This window comes from Gimibacter soli, assembly GCF_028463845.1.
Taxonomy (GTDB): Bacteria; Pseudomonadota; Alphaproteobacteria; order Sphingomonadales; family Kordiimonadaceae; genus Gimibacter; species Gimibacter soli.
The window spans coordinates 969,542-989,932 of sequence record NZ_CP116805.1; the positions used below are offsets into that span (position 1 = coordinate 969,542).

General features: G+C 61.0%; 17 protein-coding genes and 1 tRNA gene. 7 read left to right on the top strand and 11 right to left on the bottom strand.

The genetic code is table 11. From position 1 onward, the window contains the following. Window positions 1-16 precede the first annotated feature (16 nt). The 3 genes from PH603_RS04720 to PH603_RS04730 are packed head-to-tail and all read right to left on the bottom strand — an operon-like array spanning window position 17 to window position 2,285. Window positions 17-469: a TadE/TadG family type IV pilus assembly protein gene (locus tag PH603_RS04720; protein WP_289504819.1), complete on the bottom strand. Its 453-nt coding sequence runs from the start codon at window positions 467-469 to the stop codon at window positions 17-19. Further along, a complete protein-coding gene (locus PH603_RS04725; protein WP_289504820.1) occupies window positions 466-969 on the bottom strand; it encodes a TadE/TadG family type IV pilus assembly protein in 504 nt (167 codons plus the stop codon). The genes PH603_RS04720 and PH603_RS04725 overlap by 4 nt, the downstream gene beginning before the upstream one ends. Before the next feature lie 5 nt (window positions 970-974). Beyond that, window positions 975-2,285, bottom strand: a complete 1,311-nt coding sequence (locus PH603_RS04730) for a pilus assembly protein TadG-related protein (protein ID WP_289504821.1) — start codon at window positions 2,283-2,285, stop codon at window positions 975-977. A gap of 154 nt (window positions 2,286-2,439) precedes the next feature. Here PH603_RS04730 and PH603_RS04735 point away from each other — a divergent pair, with 154 nt between their 5' ends. Beyond that, the gene (locus PH603_RS04735; RefSeq protein ID WP_289504823.1) at window positions 2,440-3,420 is read left to right on the top strand and encodes an alpha/beta fold hydrolase; all 981 of its coding nucleotides are present in this window, start codon (window positions 2,440-2,442) and stop codon (window positions 3,418-3,420) included. On the opposite strand, the gene hisN is transcribed toward PH603_RS04735, so the two are convergent. Beyond that, window positions 3,417-4,208: a histidinol-phosphatase gene (hisN, locus tag PH603_RS04740; protein ID WP_289504824.1), complete on the bottom strand. Its 792-nt coding sequence runs from the start codon at window positions 4,206-4,208 to the stop codon at window positions 3,417-3,419. The genes PH603_RS04735 and hisN overlap by 4 nt on opposite strands. A 95-nt stretch (window positions 4,209-4,303) precedes the next feature. On the opposite strand from hisN, the gene PH603_RS04745 reads away from it, so the two are divergent. After that, on the top strand, window positions 4,304-5,434 hold the full coding sequence (locus PH603_RS04745) for an NAD(P)/FAD-dependent oxidoreductase (protein WP_289504825.1): 1,131 nt from the start codon (window positions 4,304-4,306) through the stop codon (window positions 5,432-5,434). A gap of 15 nt (window positions 5,435-5,449) precedes the next feature. Here PH603_RS04745 and PH603_RS04750 read toward each other — a convergent pair whose 3' ends face one another. Further along, window positions 5,450-5,689, bottom strand: coding sequence for a GlsB/YeaQ/YmgE family stress response membrane protein (locus tag PH603_RS04750; protein WP_289504826.1), 240 nt, complete (start codon window positions 5,687-5,689; stop codon window positions 5,450-5,452). A 41-nt stretch (window positions 5,690-5,730) separates the two neighbouring features. Continuing rightward, window positions 5,731-5,922 (bottom strand): YqaE/Pmp3 family membrane protein, encoded by a 192-nt coding sequence (locus PH603_RS04755; protein WP_289504827.1) that lies wholly within the window; start codon window positions 5,920-5,922, stop codon window positions 5,731-5,733. Between the two features lie 146 nt (window positions 5,923-6,068). Here PH603_RS04755 and PH603_RS04760 point away from each other — a divergent pair, with 146 nt between their 5' ends. Further along, window positions 6,069-7,475 (top strand): methyl-accepting chemotaxis protein, encoded by a 1,407-nt coding sequence (locus tag PH603_RS04760; RefSeq protein WP_289504828.1) that lies wholly within the window; start codon window positions 6,069-6,071, stop codon window positions 7,473-7,475. Window positions 7,476-7,538: 63 nt separating this feature from the next. Here the strand turns inward: PH603_RS04760 and PH603_RS04765 are convergent, their stop codons facing one another. Next, the gene (locus PH603_RS04765; RefSeq protein ID WP_289504829.1) at window positions 7,539-8,381 is read right to left on the bottom strand and encodes a sterol desaturase family protein; all 843 of its coding nucleotides are present in this window, start codon (window positions 8,379-8,381) and stop codon (window positions 7,539-7,541) included. Between the two features lie 119 nt (window positions 8,382-8,500). On the opposite strand from PH603_RS04765, the gene PH603_RS04770 reads away from it, so the two are divergent. Beyond that, window positions 8,501-9,403, top strand: coding sequence for a LysR family transcriptional regulator (locus tag PH603_RS04770; protein ID WP_289504830.1), 903 nt, complete (start codon window positions 8,501-8,503; stop codon window positions 9,401-9,403). A 54-nt stretch (window positions 9,404-9,457) separates the two neighbouring features. Here PH603_RS04770 and typA read toward each other — a convergent pair whose 3' ends face one another. Continuing rightward, the gene (gene typA, locus PH603_RS04775) at window positions 9,458-11,287 is read right to left on the bottom strand and encodes a translational GTPase TypA (protein WP_289504831.1); all 1,830 of its coding nucleotides are present in this window, start codon (window positions 11,285-11,287) and stop codon (window positions 9,458-9,460) included. Between the two features lie 492 nt (window positions 11,288-11,779). Here typA and PH603_RS04780 point away from each other — a divergent pair, with 492 nt between their 5' ends. After that, window positions 11,780-12,436 (top strand): PEP-CTERM sorting domain-containing protein, encoded by a 657-nt coding sequence (locus tag PH603_RS04780; protein ID WP_289504832.1) that lies wholly within the window; start codon window positions 11,780-11,782, stop codon window positions 12,434-12,436. Between the two features lie 59 nt (window positions 12,437-12,495). Here the strand turns inward: PH603_RS04780 and PH603_RS04785 are convergent, their stop codons facing one another. From PH603_RS04785 to PH603_RS04795, 3 genes are all read right to left on the bottom strand, one after another. Further along, window positions 12,496-13,317: a substrate-binding periplasmic protein gene (locus PH603_RS04785; protein ID WP_289504833.1), complete on the bottom strand. Its 822-nt coding sequence runs from the start codon at window positions 13,315-13,317 to the stop codon at window positions 12,496-12,498. A gap of 105 nt (window positions 13,318-13,422) precedes the next feature. Continuing rightward, window positions 13,423-15,669, bottom strand: coding sequence for a methyl-accepting chemotaxis protein (locus PH603_RS04790; RefSeq protein WP_289504834.1), 2,247 nt, complete (start codon window positions 15,667-15,669; stop codon window positions 13,423-13,425). 216 nt (window positions 15,670-15,885) lie between these two features. Continuing rightward, window positions 15,886-15,961, bottom strand: a tRNA-Val gene (locus PH603_RS04795). A gap of 253 nt (window positions 15,962-16,214) precedes the next feature. On the opposite strand from PH603_RS04795, the gene PH603_RS04800 reads away from it, so the two are divergent. Then, window positions 16,215-17,144, top strand: a complete 930-nt coding sequence (locus PH603_RS04800; RefSeq protein WP_289504835.1) for an N-formylglutamate amidohydrolase — start codon at window positions 16,215-16,217, stop codon at window positions 17,142-17,144. Window positions 17,145-17,874: 730 nt separating this feature from the next. Continuing rightward, a complete protein-coding gene (locus PH603_RS04805) occupies window positions 17,875-20,007 on the top strand; it encodes a proprotein convertase P-domain-containing protein (protein ID WP_434783318.1) in 2,133 nt (710 codons plus the stop codon). The last annotated feature ends 384 nt before the right edge of the window (window positions 20,008-20,391 follow it).

Sequence of the window (20,391 nt, forward strand, 5' to 3'; positions counted from 1 at the left end):
GCGAGGTAACCGATTGTCAGGTCTCGGGGATTTCTTCGGTGATGAAGCCCTGTGACTGTCCTGTAAGTTGAAAGCCTCCCTGATCACCGGCAAGGAAGGCGTCCACCGGCAGAATCGGCTTGTACTGATACTGGATCTCGACCGAGACAAGGCGGGTGTTATCGACCGGGTCGACAGGGGCCGTCACGATGATCGCGTTCAGATTCTCAGGCGAGAGGCCGATCAGGGCGTCTGCCGCCGTTGCGGTGACATCGTCCGTGGTCGCATCGTAATTGACGAGGGCGTAACGGGTCGCTTCCTGTGCGGCGAAGGAGATGATGCTTTGGGTCATCGCCATGCGGGCCACTTCCACCAGGAAAATGATCATGGCGAGATAGATGGGCAGGGTCAGCGCAAATTCGATTGCGGCGACCCCGCGCTCGTCACGCAGGAATTTGGACGCTGATTTTCTGTCGGCCTTCCGGGTCAATTCAGCCTCGCTACAACGTCTTCCTTGAGATGGATGTCATCGGCGATGCCCATGATGTTGAACATCATCGGATAAGTCTCGCTGATTGCGACCTTGATATAGGCGGCGCGGAGCGTCGCATCGGGGCAGCTCAGGTCCTCGCCCTCTTCGCTTGTGCATTCCACATCGGTGTCATCATCGGGGCACCGGCAATACATGGAAACATCGATCTGCCGGTCGCCGGCCGTGGTTTCTGCGGGCGCTGCTTTTTCCACGGCATTGATGATGGCGGTAAAGTCGCCGCTCTGCGGTTTGCGGACGAGGGCATATTGCATGCCGGAGCGCGCGGCGTTCGCCAGCCCCATATTATGGGCAGCAAGCAGGCCATAGTCGAACACGCCAAGCCCCACCACCAGAAGGATCGAAAGGATCATGCCGGTTTCAACCGCGATGGCGCCTTTCTCGTCGCGCCGCAGCCTGCGGATCATGGCCTTCATCAGCCGGGAGTTTTCTTTTTGCATGTCGATCACTCCACCAGTTGGACCCGTTCCTGACGCTGCAGGGCGCCAAGGCCGAGGGCGGCGCAGGCTTCTTCGCTGTTCCCGAGGTTCGAGTTACCAGTAAATTCGATCTTCTTCGATACGACCAGAAGGCAGGCGTCTTCCGTGGATGCACCGCCCGTGAAGCTGACCTTCGCGCTTGGCGCATAAATGGCACCGTTCAGGTTCATCGTCGCGCCGCCGTTGAATTTCAGCAGCGAATTGGAATCGTTATTGTACCTGTCCTGGAAGAAGAGAATGCTGTTCCAGTCGCCGGATGTCGGCGCGGTCAGGTCGACGATTGCGCCGCCGTTGACGGTGACGCTGCCGGCCTTGTAGCTGCCCTGCGAACTGAGGATGATGGTAACGCCTTCGCCGAATATTTCGGCGCCAGCGTTGGCGATGAAGTCGGCCGCCTGATTGCCGGTCGTGTACAGGTGATACACGCCAGGCTCGAAGGTCACGCCAGCTTCCTTTATAACAATGTCGCCACAATAAACACCGGGTGAAAGGGTCTCGTAGGGCTCGGCCACCTTGCCGGGATAGTCGCAGCCGGAAACGTCGGGCACCACGAGATCCTCATAGGGGTCTTTTGAGGCCGCGGCATAGGGCTCGATCACCGGAATGGTGACATTCTCCTCATGCTGGATATTGATCTCGCCCACTGCTTGCAGCGAGTTCGAGATCAGCTCGGCGTTGCCTGTCACCCGCACGGCGGGGTTGGCGGTGCTGTTGGCGATGGCGCCGCAGTCGGCGGTCACATCAGAGTCGCCGAGGAAATCGAGCGCATATTTGGCGCTCGGGTCCAGCGCGATGATGCAGTTCTGGCCGATCTTCAAGGCTGCTGCCACGGCGCGCCCGCGCACTGTCAGCGTGAATTCACTGCCGATGAAGGAATAAAGCGCCGACACGAAGTAAAGCGGGGCTTCCCGCGCCATGACGGCTTCGACATAGCCATTGCTGCCTTCATAGTCGCCGCTTACCGGCGGCATGCTGAGGCTCAGCGTGTCGCGGGCGGGGTCCAGGCCGTTCTGGCTGAGGAAATGCTCGACCTGATCGTCAAGGTCGGTGTCGTCGAAATAGGTTTGGGAATGGGCGCCATCGATGGCCGCCATGTCGGCAAGGTTCTGGACCTGCCGCCGTTCCATATACCAGTAGGACAAATCCAGCCCGAGACCGGCAAAACCCAAGATGAGCGGCATCATGATCGCCGTCATCGTAAGGGTGCCGCCCGAATCGGCCTGAAGAAATTTATGAAGCCATACCAAACCGGATGGTCTATTTTCTACTTGATACATTGCCTGCCTCGAAGCTCAACTGCCATTGCGCTTGATCAAGCCGATATTAGGTTCATCATCTTGCGATGAAGTAAACAGATCGTAGCAATTTTTTCCAAAATGGGAGAATCTGTTAAAAATGAATACTTCTCATATACATTCGGGTGACCTTGGGTTGAGTGGTTCCCTTGCCGAGCGCCTGGCTGCAGCCCGCCCGCTGCGCCGCACCGCGCCTGAGGGTTTCACGCTCACCTTCGCGACGGCACCCGATGGCGCACAGATTCGCTACGGTCTCGCGCCGGCGCTGCGGCCCGAGGCGCGGGGCACCGTGCTTTTTGTGCCGGGGCGGACCGAATTCATCGAAAAAGCGTTCGAGGACATGCATCTGTTCCACAGCCTTGGCTATGCCATGGCCGGGATGGATTTGCGCGGGCAGGGGCTTTCGCACCGCGAATGCGCGGACCGCGAAAAGCATTATGTGACGAGCTTCGACATGCATGTCGGCGATATGGACGCGGTGATTGATGCACTGGTCGCTGCCGGTGCGCCGGGGCCGTTCTTCTTGGCCGCGCATTCTGCGGGCAGCCATGCCTCGCTGCGCTATATGCATGACCATGGGGCCCGGATCGACAGGGCTGTCACAGTATCTCCGATGGTGCGGATTTTCTCCGGCGGCCTGCCGGTCTTCATGATGCGCGGCCTTGCTGGGCTGATGTGCCGGATGGGCAACGAGAACGGCTATGTGCCGGGCCATGAGGCCTTCAAGGAGGGTCGCTGGGGTTGGCGCGCCAAGCTGACCCATGATGATGAACGCTTTCTGGATGAAGATCACTTCATCCAGACCGTTGACCGTGACCTTGCGGTGGGCGGCGCCACATGGCGGTGGCTTCTGGAGGCCGTCAAATCAACCGATGTGCTGAACAGCCCCGGATATCCGGAAGCGATCAGGAACCCCGTGCTGATGCTGCAGGCGGGTGAAGACCAGATCGTTGACAACAAGGCGATGAACGCCTTTGCGGCGCGCATGCCGGACTGCCGTCTGGTGCGGATCGAAGGCGCGATGCACGAGATGTACAAGGAAACCGACCGGGTGCGGGCCGAGCTTTGGGCCGCTATCGTCGATTTCCTCGATCTTGGCAACGAGTTCCCGGCCTAGCGGGCGAGAAGCCCGCTGACGGGCGCGAGGAGGTCGGGGTTGCCGAGGGCCAGAAGGCGCCCCCCGGCCCAGTCGTTGCCACCTTCCCAGTCGCTGGCATGGCCGCCTGCGCCCCGGATCACCGGGATAAGGGCTGCCATGTCGTAAATCTTCAGGCCCGCCTCAGCGACAATATCCATATAACCGAGCGACAAGATAGCATAGGCGTAGCAGTCGAGGCCGTAGCGCACGAGCCGGCATTCGGCTAGAAGCCGGTCATAGGCTTCGCGGTCCTTGCCTTTGAAAAGGGCAGCGTCGGTCGTCGAAAGGGTTGCTTCCTTCACATTGGCGCACGGGCGCGTCCGGATCGGTTTGCCGTTCAGGAAAGAAGCGCCGGGCGTGCCGAGATAGCGTTCCTTGAGGTAAGGCTGGTCGATCACACCAATCAGCGGTTCGCCTTCGTAGAGAAGCCCGATCAGCGTGCCCCATGTCGGCAGGCCGGAGATGAAGGCACGGGTGCCGTCCACCGGGTCCAGCACCCAGGTGAAGGGGGAGCGCGCTTCCTTCACGCCGTGCTCTTCGCCGATGATGCCATGATCGGGGTAGCGCGCTTCGATCAGGGCGCGGATGGCTTCCTCCGCATTCTGGTCGGCAATCGTAACGGGATCGAAACGGGCGCCGTCTTCCTTGTTGACGATATCAACTGGGCGGCGGAACCAGTCCATCGTCACCTTCGCTGCGGCGTCGGCCGTCTCCCCGGCGAAAGCGGCAAGCTCCTGGATGAGTTGGGCGGACGGGGATGCGGTCATGGGGTGGCTCCGGGCTTGGGGCGTCACAGGGGGGTGACTTGATTTCGCCTTCTCTATAGATCACAAGAATGGCCACGGGAACTATGAGTTACAAAATGCGTGAAACGGATATCCTGATCATCGGCGGCGGCATCGCAGGGGCGGGCGCCGCTTATTTCCTGTCGTCGCACGCGCGGGTCACGCTTGTAGAGGCCGAGGCACAGGCAGGATATCACACGACGGGCCGGTCGGCGGCTTTCTATGCCGAAACCTACGGCGGGCCGAAACTGCAGCCGCTGACGACGGCTTCGAAGCCCTTCTTTGTGGCGCCTCCCGAAGGTTACACGGATGTGCCGCTGGTGGGACCGCGCGGTGAAATCCAGCTGTTCCGGGAAGACGAACGCACCGTGGCCCTGAAGGCCTTTGCCGACAAGCAGGCTGCGCTGCCTGCTGTCCGCATGATCGACCGCGACGAAGTGCTGGCCTTGGCGCCGTTCCTTGATGGCAGCCGGTTTGCCGGCGCAATCTATGATCCCGAATGCCGCGATCTGGATGTGGCGGCACTGCATCAGGGCTATCTGCGTGGGCTGCGGAAAGCGGGCGGCGACATCCTGCTGGACGCGGGGGTCGAAAGCCTGCGCCGTGAAGGCGGACGCTGGATCGCCACAACGCGGGCGGGCGAGATTGCGGCCCCGGTCATCGTGAATGCGGCAGGTGCCTGGGCTGACAAGGTGGCGGCGATGGCGGGGCTTGCTCCTCTTGGCATTATGCCCCTTCGGCGCACTATTGTGACTATCGAGAACCCCGGACTTGAGGGTTTCAGACGCGCGGCGCCGGTGACGATGGATATCGGGGAAAACTGGTATTTCAAGCCGGAAGGGGAAGGTTTTCTTCTGTCCCCCGCCGATGAAACGCCAAGCGAACCGTGCGACGCCCAACCCGAAATGGAAGACGTTGCGCTTGCCATCGACAGTTTCGAGAAAGCGGTGGGCGCGAGTGTATCAAAGCTGCGGTCGAAATGGGCGGGGCTTCGGAGCTTTGCGCCCGACCGTGCACCGGTGATCGGCTTTGATCCGCGGGCTGAAGGCTTTTTCTGGTCCGCCGGCCAGGGCGGTTTCGGCATCCAGACATCGCCGGCATGGTCGGCGACTGCGGCCTGCCTCTTGCGCGGTGTGCCCTTGCCGGATGCCTTTGTGGCGGCGGGGGTCGACCCCGAGGTCTATGCCCCCGCGCGGCTCATTCCCTAAAGGTTCTGAAGGGCCTCAGCCCTTCGCCTTGATCTTGCTCGATAGCCAGATCAGTACAACGGCGCCGACGGTGGCGGTGATCAGTTCACCGATGAAGCCGCTGGCGCCAAAGCCGATCAGGCTGAACAGGAAACGGCCGACAAGGCCGCCCAAAAGCCCGAGGATGATATTGACGATGATGCCGTAGCCGGCACCTTTCATGAACTGGCCGGCCAGAAAACCTGCAAGGCCGCCGAGTAGAAGCGCGTACAACATTATTCTCCTCCCCCTTGATTAAAATCCGTGGTCCAATCCGGTCAGTAACGACCGCCGAGTTCGCGGCGCATTTCCTCGTTCCGGTACTGGCTGAGGCTGTAAACCGCCCAGATTGCCGCCACCGGCCAGCCGATCAGCGTGAGCCACAGGATCAAGCAGAAGATGCCCTGAAACGGACGACCGATCGTGAAAAAGACGAGCGGTGGAATAAGGATAGCGAGCAGAAGCCGCATGAATTGTCTCCTGATTATGATGTTGCTGTCGTGCGATGACAGGATGCCTCCAAGTGTCGGACGGTGCAAGAGGCTTGCCTTTCGGCGCGGAGCCAATAAGATTCACGCGAATGTCATAAAAAAGCACTGAGTTGATCGGGGGGAAAATGATCAATCTGATGCGGCGTGTCCGCTTGCTTTACCGCATCTGGGCCATGTCTGGCCTTGGTATTCTCGGTATTTTCGCGATGGTCGTCCTTTATAACTGGGCGATTGAAGACCTTCTTAAAGGCGCTGGCAAGGTTGCCGTCGATCTGTTCGATCAGGACAAGATCATCGTTTACGGCGTCACCGCCGTGATGGTCGGCATGATTTCCTGGCTTGGCTATCTGATTACTCAAAGCTTCCTGCGACCGCTCGCGGCGCTTGAGGAAGACCTTCTGGCGCTTGCCGAAGGGCGGATTGCCAAGGAAGTCGACGGGATCGACCAGCAGGATGCGCTTGGCGGCATGGCCCGTGCGGTCGAGAAGCTGCGCCAGCGTGCGCTGGAGGCCGACCGGCTGGCCGCCGACGCCGAAGCCATGCGCGAGGAGCGCGAGGCCGAAGAACGCGCCCAGCAGGAAATGGAGCGCGCCCGCGAGGAACGCGACCGGCTTGCCAAGGAAGCGGAAGCCAAGGCCCGTGCCGAGGAAAACCGCCGCCTGCAGATGCAGCTTGCGGACTCGTTCGAAAGCGAAGTCAGCCATGTGATTGAGGCGCTGGCAACGGCAGTGACCGAACTGCAATCGGCATCGGAAACGATGGCAAGTGCGGTGGGCGAAACCCAGCGCGAGGTTGGCACCGCGGCTGGCGCCAGCGATCAGGCCCGCGACAATATGGGGCAGGTGGCCTCGGCTGCCGAAGGCCTGTCGTCCGCCATCGGTGAAATCCGTGGCCAGGTGCAGGAGGCGAACGGCATCACGAGCGAAGCGGTGAGTGCCGCCGAAGGTGCACGCGGGCGCGTTGAAACGCTTGAGGGCGCTTCAGGCCGCATCGCCGAGGTCATTACACTGATCAATGATATCGCCGAGCAGACGAACCTTCTGGCCCTCAACGCCACGATCGAGGCCGCGCGTGCGGGGGAAGCAGGCCGTGGCTTTGCGGTGGTGGCGAGCGAGGTGAAGAACCTTGCCACGCAAACGGCGGGTGCCACCAAGGAGATTGAGGCACAGGTTGCAGCGATGCAGACCGCCACGCGCGACACGGTGGACGCCGTTCAGGGCATCCGCACGGCAATCGAGCGGGTGAATTCGATCAACTCCGCCATTGCTGCCGCCGTCGTCGAGCAGGAAGCCTCCACCGGCGAGATCAGCCGCAGCGCGAAAAGCGCCAGCGACGGCACCGAGATGCTGTCGGTGAGCGTGGGCCGCGTGCAGGATATGGCGGAGGAAAGCACCGGGGCGGCCGAGGTCGTTTCGCGGTCTTCCGATACGCTTATCGAGCAGTCGAGCAATCTGGAACGCTCGCTGCAGCGGTTCCTCGTGCGTCTGCGCGGCGCTGACGAGGAAAAAGAAAGCGACCGCAAGGTCGCCTGATCCGCTACTGCATAGGAATCGAAAAGGGCGCTCCGCGGGGTCTCGGGGCGCCCTTTCCTTTCATCAGGCCTCCTGCGGGGAAGAATTCGCAGGGGCTTCCGATTTAACGCCGTTGCTGGCGCCGACGACCGGCCACATCAGTTCCTGTTGCCAGCTGACATCGGGCAGACCCTCGATGCCAAATTGTTTGGGATAGCGGCGGGTGATGTGCGCGGTGCCGAAAAGCACATCCCAGAAGAACAGCAGGTTGCCGTAATTGCCCTTGTAATTGGTGACGCCGTCTTCCTTGTGCAGCCCGTGGTGCGCGGAATGGGTGGCAGGGGTGGAGATGGTGCGTTCCACAATCCACATGACCTTGTCGAGCGCGGGGATCTTGTAGAGCCACTCGTCCCACCGCACGCTGGAATGCGCACCGAAAATGACGCTGAGCTTGACGATCAGATACCAGGGGTAAACGGCTTCAAGGCCGAGGAAGACGAGGGCCGCGGAAATCCAGAGGCCCGGCATCAGCGCATAATAGAAGATATTGTTCCGGTAAACGATCCGGATGCTCATATAGGGTGCGCTGTGATGGGCGCGGTGCAGGTTATAGAGGAAGGGCACCGAGTGCGACAGGCGGTGCCACCAATATTGGGTCATGTCGTCGCCCACGAGGAACAGCAGCACCATTACCCAGATCGGTAGCGTGGAAAGGACGCCAGCGTACTCCGCGAACCAGTGATGGCCCATCCAGTCCACCGCAAACAGTGTGGCGGGCACAGTGACAGCCATGATGATGGTGGTGGAAATCACCTCCATGATCCAGTCACGGCTTGTGGCTACATCCTTGTTGAGAAAACGGCCGGCGATGATTTCGGCGATCCCGAAGCCGACGAATATCAGCATTATGACGATCTTTTCGTCCATCACATCTATCCCTTCCCGGGCCCGGAAAGGCCCACTCTCCCTTAAAGGATAGAATAGCGCTGCCATCAGATGAAAATTAGTGATAAAAAAGACAGTATAAATAACTATAGGTTATATGAATGCTGGAACTGCGGCACCTGAAACATCTGGCCGCCATCGTGGATCATGGCGGGCTTGAGAAGGCAGCGGAAGCGCTGGGCCTTACGCAGCCTGCGCTGACCAAAAGCGTGCGACGGATGGAAGATCTTCTGGGCGTGCCGATGTTCGAGCGCGCGGGAAGGCGGCTGGTGCTGACCCCCATCGGCGCTGAAATCCTGGGGGACGGGCGGCGGCTGCTGCGCGAGGCCGACGATGTGGAGCGCCGCGCGAGCCTGTGGCGGCAGGGGCAGGCGGGGCGGGTGACGGTGGGCGTGGGACCAGCGGTGCAGGCAGGCTATGTGCCCGAGGTGCTGCGGCGCCTGTCGACCGAAGCCATCGAAGGCTCGTTGCTGATCGAAACCGGCCACGCCGAAAACCTGCTGCCCCGCCTGATGGCGGGCACGCTCGATTTCGCCGTTTATGATTTCACCGTAGACCCGCACGACCCCGATATCGTGGCCACCCCCCTGAAGGCTGACCCTATCGTAGCGCTGGTGCGCAGCCACCATCCGCTGATTGCCAACCCGCCGAAAACGGCGGCTGACCTGATCGTCTGCCCCATGGGCAGCGTGCCCGCCCCGCCGGGGCTGAAAGGGGTGGCAGATGCCCTGACCGGCCCGGCGCGTGCGGCAGGGCGCATGACGCTGGAGTGCGACAGCTATGTGGCGCTGGTGGCAGCTGCGAAAACCAGCGACCTCGCCGTCCTCACGCCTGCACGCGTGGCGGCGCATCTGGCAGGCGATGAGGCGGAAACGGGCCTCGCTATCGTGCCGCTCGATTTCCTTTCCGCCACCACGCGCCCCCAGATCATCCGCCGCCGTCACCGCCCGCAAAGCCCGCTCGCCCGGCGGGTGATGAAGCTTTTTGAGGAAGTGGCGGGATAAAGAAGAAGGGCGACCCGAGGGCCGCCCTTTTCAATTCTGATCTTGCCTTGACGCTTAGGCGTCTTTCGCCTTTTTGCGCTCGTGCGGCTTCAGGAAGCGTTTGCGCAGGCGGATCGATTTCGGCGTCACCTCGACGAGCTCGTCGTCGTTGATATAGGCGAGCGCTTCCTCGAGCGGCAGTTTGCGCGGGGTCGTCAGGCGGACGGCCTCGTCCTTGCCGGCGGCGCGGATGTTGGTCAGCTGCTTGGCGCGCTGCACGTTCACATCCAGATCGTTGTCGCGGCTGTGCTCGCCGATGATCATGCCTTCATAGGTCTCGTCACCGGTTTCGATCATGATCACGCCGCGCTCTTCAAGGTTCCAAAGCGCATAGGCAACGGCCTTACCGGCGCCGTTGGCGATCAGCACACCGCGCTGGCGGCCGGCGATCGGGCCCTTGTAGGCGTCGTAGCGATCATAGATGCGGTTCATGATGCCCGTACCGCGCGTATCGGTGAGGAATTCACCGTGGTAACCGATAAGGCCGCGAGCCGGGGCATCGAACGTGAGGCGGACCTTGCCGCCGCCCGAGGGGGCCATGCCCTTCAGTTCGGCTTTGCGCAGGCTCATCTTTTCCACCACAACGCCCTGATAGGCTTCGTCCACGTCGATCTGGACGGTTTCGTAAGGCTCGAGGCGCTTGCAGTCTTCGTCCATCTTGAAGAGAACGCGCGGGCGCGAGATGGCAAGCTCGAAGCCTTCGCGGCGCATGGTCTCGATGAGGACGCCAAGCTGAAGTTCACCGCGACCGGCCACTTCGAAGGCATCGTTGTTTTCAGCTTCGGTGATCTTGATTGCCACGTTGCCTTCGGCTTCGCGCATCAGGCGGTCGCGGATCACGCGGCTCGTCACATGCTTGCCTTCACGGCCAGCGAGCGGGCTGTCGTTCACGGCGAAGGTCATGGCGAGGGTCGGCGGGTCCACCGGGTGGGCGCGCAGCGGCACGGTCACTTCCGGCACGGCGATGGTATCGGCCACGGTTGCGATCTGCAGGCCGGCGATGGCGATGATGTCGCCCGCTTCGGCTTGCTCGACCGGCACGCGCTCAAGGCCGCGGAACGACAGGAGCTTGGTGATACGGCCGGTTTCCACAACCTCGCCGTTACCATTGAGCGCACGGATCGGGTCGCCGATATTGATGCGGCCGGTTTGCACACGGCCGGTCAGTACACGGCCCACGAAGTTATCGCGGTCCAGCAGGGTAACAAGCATCGAGAAGGGCTTGTCGACCGAGCCGTCGGTCGTCGGCTTCGGGGGCTCGACATGCTCGACGATCTTGGCGAACAGCGGATTGAGGTTTTCACGCTTGTCGCTCGCGAGGTCGTTGACGGCCCAGCCATCACGGCCCGACGCATAAAGGATCGGGAAATCGAGCTGCTCGTCATTGGCGCCAAGGGCCACGAACAGATCGAAGCAGGCGTCGGTGGCGGCATCCGGATCTCCGTCCGGCTTGTCCACCTTGTTCACCACCACGATGGGCTTCAGGCCGAGGGCGAGGGCCTTCATGGTCACGAACTTGGTCTGCGGCATCGGGCCTTCGGCGGCGTCCACCAGAAGCACCACGCCATCAACCATCGAAAGGATGCGCTCCACCTCGCCGCCGAAGTCGGCGTGGCCGGGGGTGTCGACGATGTTGATACGGGTATCGTTCCAGACCACCGAGGTACATTTGGCGAGAATGGTGATGCCGCGCTCGCGCTCCAGATCGCCGCTATCCATGGCGCGCTCGGCAACGCGCTGGTTGTCGCGGACGGTGCCGGACTGGCGGAAGAGATTGTCGACGAGCGTGGTCTTGCCATGGTCGACGTGGGCGATGATCGCGATATTGCGGATCGGCTTGCTCATGGGAGAGGTCTTTCAAATGCGGAAAGGCCCCGGTCACAGCCGGAGCCTCCCCTTTATGCTTTGCGGCGCCTTATACGCGCCTTGGCCCCATCCGGCAAGCCCTGATGGCCTCGTGGCCGATTCGCACGGTGCAGCGCAGCAGAGATACACGCTTTAGGGGAGCGTTTCATATTGAAACAGGGCGGATTTCCGCCATTTGATCGGCATAAATAGCTAAAATTAAAGCAAAATATTGACTTGTTCGCATGCGCAGCATATGAATCGCGCCAACCTGAACGGCGGGTGATGACCCGGCGATTTGACAGAGGCGATCAGTTGACGTTAACAAGAAGTTAACGAACAAGCCCGCTGAAGCGGCGCTCCCAAGAACAGGCATGTGAGATCAGGCTCTGCGATGTGCGATGGCACGGCGCAAGAGACGAGAAGTGTGTGCCGGATCGGCGTGAGCCCCGGATGTGTTGTAACCCCCGCGTAAGCGGAAAGGATACCGAGATGAACAAGATTGCGACCTTCGGCCTTGCAGCAGCCCTCCTGATCGGTCAGGCAGCGCATGCAGCCACCAATTTTGTGACGAATGGCAGCTTCGAGGCCGGCCACACCGTTGTGGGCGCCAACTGGCATGTGTTCAACACGGTCGGTGCGTGGGAAACCATTGATGGCGCCGGGATCGAGATCCAGGGCAGCGGCGTCGTGACGACGGCGCAAGACGGCAATTTCTATGTCGAGCTGGATAGCGACACCACGAACGGTGGCCTGCCGGGCGAATCCACCAACACGACGATGGGCCAGTGGCTGACGCTCGGCCAGGGTTCGTACCAGCTTTCTTTCTGGTATCGGCCGCGCACGTCGGTGCTGGGCGACAATGGCATCCTCGCCTCGATCAACGGTTTTGACGTCAGCGCCAACACGGCGGCTTCCAAGGGCACGGCGTGGGAACAGTATCTTCTGGATTTCACTATCGGCACCGGTGGTGACTATCTCCTCAGCTTCGAAGCCCTTGGCAATGCCAACGAATATGGCGGGTTCATCGATAACGTGATTGTTTCGGCGATCCCGGAGCCGGAAACCTGGCTGCTCGTGATGCTCGGCTTCGGCCTTGCCGGCACCACGTTCCGCCGCCGCAACCGGATGGCTGTGAAGCTCGCCTGAGGGCGCTCGATACTTCTGAATGATAAAAGGCCGGGCTGATCAGTCCGGCCTTTTGCTTTCTAGCGCTGCGGTTTGACGGCGATGCCGTCGGAGGGGCGGCCCACCGGCAGATGGATATCGACCGGGACTCCTCGGCCTTCAAAGAATTCGGCGAGGCGGCCATTTTCACGCAGCCGCAGAAGTGCAGCAGAAATGGCGGCGATGAAGGCACGTCCCTGCATGGAGGGGCGGCACACGACACCGATGGTCGCGGACACCAGCATCAGGTCGGGATTATAGGGCGGCAGCTCCTCGCCGAGCGCCTGAAACACAAAGGCCGCATCGGGCAGGGAGGCGGAGATATAGTCGACCCGACCGGTGAGCAAGAGCTTGGCCTTCGCCGTTTCATCAAGCGAAGCCATGTAGCGGGCCCCATAGGGGGCCAGCACCTCGGCAATGCGCGAGCCCATCGGGTGCCCGATCAGCTTGCCTTGCAGGTCTTCGAGCCGTGCGAGCGGGGCGCGTCCGGGCTGGGAGAACAGATGGGTGACGACCCGCAGGAGGGGTTCGGACGCCTCGAGGCTGATTTCGAGCTGCTCATCAAGCCCGTTCGGGCGCATGATCGGCGTGTAGGCAGGGTACAGACATCCGTCTTCATCGCCCTTCAGGCTGCCGACGGCGCGATTGTAGGGCATCACTCGATAGTCCGGACCGAAGCCGGCCTCCGAGAGCACGAATTTCATTAATTCATTATAGAAGCCCGTGCCATCTGCCTTCAGTGTCAGCCCCCAACCCGTGGCATAAAGATGCTGGGCCGGGTGATTGGCGTGCGCCGACACGACCGGCGCAGAATCGGCGACCGCCGCAGAAGAGGTGCTTCCTCCTGCGGCGGCAAATAGCATGAGCAACCCTGTTGCCTGATTGAGTGCGCGCATGAACATGCGGCCAGCTATAGCCCGGACCCCTTGAGATTCCGTTAAAATGCAACGGAACTGAAACATATCCGCTCAGCTGTTCGCAATCTCCTGAATGCGCGTGAGGAATGCCTCGATTTCCTGCTTCAGAAGTGCGGTGCTGGAGGCAAGCTCGGTCGCCGCACCTGCCACGGTGCTCGCCGATTCCTGCGTACGCTCCGACCCCGCTGCGACACCGGAGATATTGGCGCTGACCTCATTGGTGCCCTGGGCGGCGTCCTGAACGCTTCGGGCGATTTCCTGCGTGGCAGCCTGTTGTTCCTCAACCGCCGCCGCCACGGCGGACGCAAGTTCTGCCGTGGTGCTGACGGCCCGGCGAATTTCGTTCATCGCATCGGATGCCGATTTGCTCTGGCTTTGGACCGCATTGATCTGTTCGGCAATCTGCTCGGTTGCCTTGGCCGTCTGGCTGGCGAGTGATTTGACTTCACCGGCGACGACCGCGAAGCCCTTGCCAGCGTCGCCCGCACGGGCGGCCTCGATGGTGGCATTGAGCGCCAGAAGGTTGGTCTGTTCGGCAATGTCATTGATCAGGTCGATCACATCGGTGATGGCCTGCGAGGCGGCGGCAAGCTCTTCCATGATGGAAGCGGTGGAGGTCGCCTTTTCGGACGCCTGCATGTTGGCGGACGTGGAGGCTGCCATCTGTCGACCGATCTCGACAATCGAGGCGCCGAGTTCTTCGGTTGCCGCCGCGACCGTTTGCACATTCACTGTTGTCTCTTCGGCGGCAGACGCAACAACGGCGGACCGGGCATTCGTTTCCTTCGCGGTTTGCGACATGAATTCCGAGGTACGGCTGAGGTCATCGGCGGCACCGGAAACACCGGCCAGCTGCTCGCGGACCTGATCCTCGAACGCACGGATGGCGTCTGCCATCGCCTGCGCTTTGGCGGCGCGGGCTTCGGCGCGGGCCGCTTCCTCGCGCGCCGCAGCGCGTTCGCGCTCCATCTCGGCCTCGCGTTCGGCGGCTTCCCGTGCGAGGCGCTCCTTCTCGGCCTTGTCGGCCTCGTCGCGCAGGCGGGAACGTTCGATCATGCCGCGTTTGAACACATCGACGGCCTTTGCCATGTCGCCGATTTCATCGCCCCGCGCGGTGTGGGGGACAGCGACAGATGTATCGCCCTCGGCCAGTGCCTTTGTCGCATCCACCATGTTGCTGATCGGGCGGGTAAGGCCGCGCACGACAAAGAGCGAAATGGCGGCCATCAGCACGATGGCGCCGAAGGCGATCAGGATCATCATGGTGCCGGTGGAGACGATGGCGGCGCGGGCCTCTTCCGCATCAATCTCGCCGATGATGGCCCATTTGGCGCCAAGGAAGGTGATAGGCTCATAGGCCGAGGCAACCTCGACCCCGCGATAATCCTCGATCCATGCGACCCCGCTTTCGCCCTGCAGGGCGGCGCGGACAGAAGCGGTATCGATCTTCTGCTTCAGGATCGTGCTTTCCTTGGCGAAGCGGCTGTCGGTGCGCATCAGATAGTCCGCGCCAACCACATAGGTTTCGCCGGACTGGCCCATACCTTCGGATGACTGGAGGATGCCGTTCATCACATCAATCGCCATCTGGAAGGCGAGGACACCGATCTTGGCGCCTGTCGCTGGGTCGATCACCGGATATGCGATGAAGCTGGCGGGGGCGCCGTTGCTGGGGGCGTAGGATTCGAAGTCCGTGAAGCTGACGGCATCGTTGCCACCGGCCATGGCCGCCTTGAAAACGCGGGCGAGGCCTGTGCTGCTGTAGCGACCGGCGCTCAGGCTGGTGGCGAAATCATTTTCCTTGAAGACGGTATAGACAACTTCGCCTGCGGCATCGATCAGGAAAACATCATAATAGCCGCGCGTTTCCTGAAGGCTCAGGAACCAGGGATGATACTGGCCGTGCGCTTCGGAATAGGGCGAGCCATCACCGGCCTCCACAAGTTTCGATCGTGCGCCGGCGCCCTGGCTGTTGTTGGTGATGTAAAGCGACTGGAGCGTGCTTTCGGCATTGCTGCCAAACGCGCCATAGCCGGCGGTCATTGCCTTCAGGGCATCGACCACGAGCGGGCTTTCGGCGGTTACCGAAATCTCTTGCTCGGTCGTCTTCAGATAATGCTCGAAGAAGGCCCGTTTGGAGGAGACAACGGCCTGCAGCCTGTCGCGGATGATGACATCAAGTTCGCTTCGTATTTCAATGAAGCCGGCGCCGGTGATGCTGGCGGCAAGAAGCAGCAGGAAGAGAACGACGGCGGCCGGAAGTTTGACGGCGATTCTCATATTGTCGAAATAACGCATGGTTCCCCTCCCTCATGGCGGTGACATGGATGCTGGATGCGTATCTCTGGACGTGTAGGCCTGACCGTCGCGACTGTTGCCGGCGGCCATCTGTTTGTTGGCGCCACACTAGGCTTCAGGAATTGATTTTTTGTTAAAATTTGATGAGTTACAGGCTGCGCGGGAATTCCTGCGCAGTATGCAAGTTCAGATTGAAGTGTGATTGGGGAGGGAGAATGGTGGTCGGTACTGGGCTCGAACCAGCGACCTTTACGATGTCAACGTAACGCTCTACCAACTGAGCTAACCGACCTTGCCATTCAGGCGCCCGGCTTGGGGCTGCTGTGAGCCATCAGGCCCGCAGGACGAAGCGGTGTCTACACAATCGGGCATCCGGATGCAAGCCCAAATCTGTGTGCGATTGTGCGCCTCAAAACTGCGCTACCATGTCCTTGAAGTGACTGACTGTTTCCAATTGACACAGAATTTGGACCGAAATCGTCAATCATTTTCAATTTTCATTTAATTCATGACTTTAGGGTGGAACGGGCGTACCGTTCGCCGTCATGGCAAACAGCGATCCATTGCAGTTCGAGGCGATCCGGGGGGGCGAGGTTCCACCACCCTTCCATTTGCATCGCCCGAAGGATGCCGAACGCCCCTTTCTGATTGCTGTGCCGCACAGCGGGCGCTTCTATCCGTCTTCCCTCGTGGACGCTTCGCCGCTTGACGGTACGGGCCTTCGCCAGAGCGAAGATGCCTATGTCGACCATATTTTTGCAGGTCTGCCTGAAACGGGTGCCACGATGATCGTGGCGACGCATGCGCGGGCCTATGTCGACCTCAACCGGGCGGCGGACGAGCTGGACCCTGATATGTTCCACCCCGTGCTTGACGAGGCCACGGTGCGCCGCACGCCGCGGGTGAAGGCGGGGCTCGGCACCATTCCGGCTATCGTATCGCGCGGGGCGCCGATCTATGCAGGGCCGCTGCCGGCGCGTGAAGCCCTGCACCGGGTGCGGAGCGTGCATACGCCCTATCACGCCAAGGTGCGCTCGACACTGGATCAGCTGCGTGACCGGCATGGGCGTGCCATTCTCGTGGACTGCCATTCGATGCCATCGGCCGAGAATGTGAGCGGCGGTCGTCGCTTCGGCTGGGGACCGGCGCGGTCCTGGCCTGATATCGTGCTGGGTGATTGCTGGGGCGAGGCCTGCGACCGCGAACTGACGGCGCTTGCCGAAGATATCTTCCTGCGGGCCGGTTTCACCGTACGCCGCAACGTGCCCTATTCGGGCGGCTATGCCACCCAGCATTACGGCGCCCCGCGCAGCGGTGTGCATGCCTTGCAGATCGAACTGTGCCGCGGCCTTTATATGGACGAGGCAACCCTCGAACCCCTGCCGGCGATGCCCGAAGTGGCAGCCCGCCTTGGCAACGGCCTCGCCGAACTGGTGCGCACCTACGACACCGACCTGCGCCTCGCCGCCGAATAACATCCCGCTACCATTTCCCTCGAAAGGGTGACAAGCGCCGCCACTTGTCCTGATTGTATGTTTCTGCAATTTTGAGATGCAGATTGTTACAGATGCCCGACTTGGTCAGGGCATGTTTCAGGATCATCGTATGGCTGGTTCCAGTTTCAAAATCCCCCACGGGCCCTTCGCCGGAACGGTACTGCCCTTCAACGATCCGCTATTGCCGTTTCAGGCGAATGTGCTCGGCTACGCGCTCCAAACCGACGGTAGCGTCAAGGAAGTAGCCCACATCAACGTCGTGACTGTATGGGACGAATATTCGGGCAAGGGTGTCCTTATTGGAACACACGAACGGCCCGACATGACAAATTCAGACTTGAACGCAAACCTTGCCTTTAAAAGTGCAGGAGACGCCCTCGGTTACCATGGCTCTATGACAACCGGGGTGTATGGCTCAGCCGCGAGCAACGACATAGGTGCTGTTGGTATTGCCTTCGAAGCCGGAATCGGTGGCACAAACTCACCAGAGCTATTTGATGATCGCAGCGGGTTTCATCAATTCAACGTGCGCGTAGCTGATGTTGTAAACTATTCAAGCAAAGGATTGGGATTCTTCTCTGGCGCATGGAACGCTAACGTAAGTCTCGACTTTGCCGAAGAAACGTATCAGATCATTGCCAAGGCCAGAGATGGGTTGGGCAGTATTTTGGTCAATAGCGCCGGCAACGAGGGTGACCAGGATAGCTCGTTGAATGACGGTATTGACGCCTTCTCCTTCGAGCAGATTCTGGTAGGCCGGGTGAATGGTAGCGGTCTTACTTTTCAGTCCAACTTCGGCTCCAACCTCCACATCACGGCCCCTCTGGTTTCAAGCTTCAAAGATCAGGCTGTCCTGACCACCGATATCAGCGGGGACGGCGGCTATGTCTATTCCGTCGGCGGTATGGCGGCGGGCAGCGAAGGCCGGCAATCGGCCGATGTGCATTTCTCCGGTTTCGTGAATGCCGGTTACGACCTCTCCGAGCTTGGCCTCGATAGCGGCGATTATATGTGGGGAACGGGGACCAGTTCCACGGCCCCTATCGTTTCGGGCGTTGTGGCGCTGATGCTGGAAGCGTCGGAGAACAATATCTTCGGCAACGAACTCGGCTGGCGGGATGTGCAGGAGATCCTCGCCATCACGGGCAAGCATACCGGCAGCGGGCTCGGCAAGGCGGCCTCAGGGAACGAACATCGGCCATGGACGGTGAACGGGTCCGATATGGTGAACGGTGCTGGCCTCCATCATTCCGATGATTATGGCTTCGGGATCATTGATGCCCATGCAGCGGTGCGATTGGCCGAGACCTGGGGCATGACGCATACGAGCAGCAACCAGAAGACGGTGGAGCTATCCAAGAATCTGAGCAGCAGCTTCAGCTACGGCAAGCCGGTGAGTGTCGAGTTCACGGTGTCGTCGGGCCAGTCGCTTGATCTGGATGTCGCCCAGCTTGCCTTCACGCTCAGGCACGATGACGTGCGGGAACTGCAGATCACCCTCGTCTCGCCGGATGGCACCAAATCTGTCCTCATTGACACCCCCGGCCTCACCTCGGGCGACACCTACAAGTTCCACGAAAAGACAAACTTTGACTGGCAGGCCACCAGCCGTGCCTTCTGGGGCGAGGAGAGTGCAGGCACCTGGACGGTAATCGTCGAGGATATGGTCGATAACGGCAATGGCGGCGCGGTATCGGAACTGACCTTGATGCTGCAGGGCGACACGGCCAGCGACAACGACACCTATTATTTTACCGACGACTGGCGGCTGATGAAGGCCTATACGGGCAAGCTCGCCGTGATCGGGGATGGGGCCGGCACGGATGCCATCAATGCGGCGGCCCTGATGGAAGGCGTGATGATCGACCTCAGACCCGGCCAGACGAGCCTGATTGGCGGGGAAGCTGCCTTCAAGGTGGCGGCGGGTGCGGTGATCACCAGTGCCATCGGCACCGATCAGGCCGACCGGCTGATCGGCAGCGCACGAGCCGACACGCTTTATGGCATGCAGGGCGATGACAACCTGAACGGCGACGCCGGCAATGACACGCTGATCGGGGGTGCCGGGAATGATGTGCTGGTCGGCAAGGCCGGCGCCGACCGGATGGAAGGCGGCGACGGCAATGATCAGCTCTGGGCCGGGGCCGGGGACGACATGGCTGATATTGTGCTCGGCGGCAGGGGCAACGACACCCTTGGTGGCGGGTCAGGCAATGACCTGCTGGTCGGTGGATCGGGTACTGATCTGATCTTCGGCAGCATCGGGGACGACACCATCTGGGTGGGGGACGAGAACAGCCAGTCCGAGACCACATCCAACACCGCATGGGGTGGGGACGGGAATGACCGTATCCATGGCGGGGCAGGCGCCGACACGCTCGCCGGCGGCAAGGGCGATGACACCCTGATCGGTGGCGACGGAAACGATATCTTCTATGGCGGCAAGGGTGACGACAACGACACCGGCCGCAACGATGTGATCGAGGGCGGGGCCGGCAACGATACGATCTATGGCGGCGTCGGCGCTGACGATCTTGATGGTGGCACCGGCAATGACCAGCTCTGGGGCGGGCTTGGCAATGATACGCTGACCGGCGGCGGCGGGGACGACACCTTCGTCTTCCAGTCCGGCACCGGCAGTGACACCATCACCGACTTCAAGACAGCCGACGACATACTGGACCTTGCCGGCACCAGCGCCGCCATAACCACGACGGCCGCGCTCAAGGCCGCTGCCAGCAGCGTATCAGGCGGCATTACCATTGACCTCGGCGGGGGTGACAGCCTGACGCTCAAGGGGCTCACGATGGGCGACCTTGATGATGTGGTGTTCGCGGGGTGAAGGGCCTCTGTTCCCTTGGGTGAAACTGGCGTATATGGTGCTGGCGGCTTCAGTGGCGGCAAAAGGCTTGCCGCGCGAAACCGCCAAACTCCATGGCCAAAGCCCAAAAAAAAGGCCACGCGCGAAGCGTGGCCCAGGCTCAGGGAGGAAACGCCCACGGAGGGCATTAGCGGGTCACCCCGCCACCTACTAAGATAGAATCTCGGTAGGCAAATGCAAGATCAGCCTAGCTCACGAATTATTGAGGACCGGTTAAAAGGCCCCAACATATTGATTCCGAAAGAATAAAAATTTCTCCAGAATCGAAGTTCCAAAGACGAATCGTTGCGGGTCCGTACCGCTTTCATGGAATGGAAGGCTTGATTGCGGCGGCGACTCAAGATT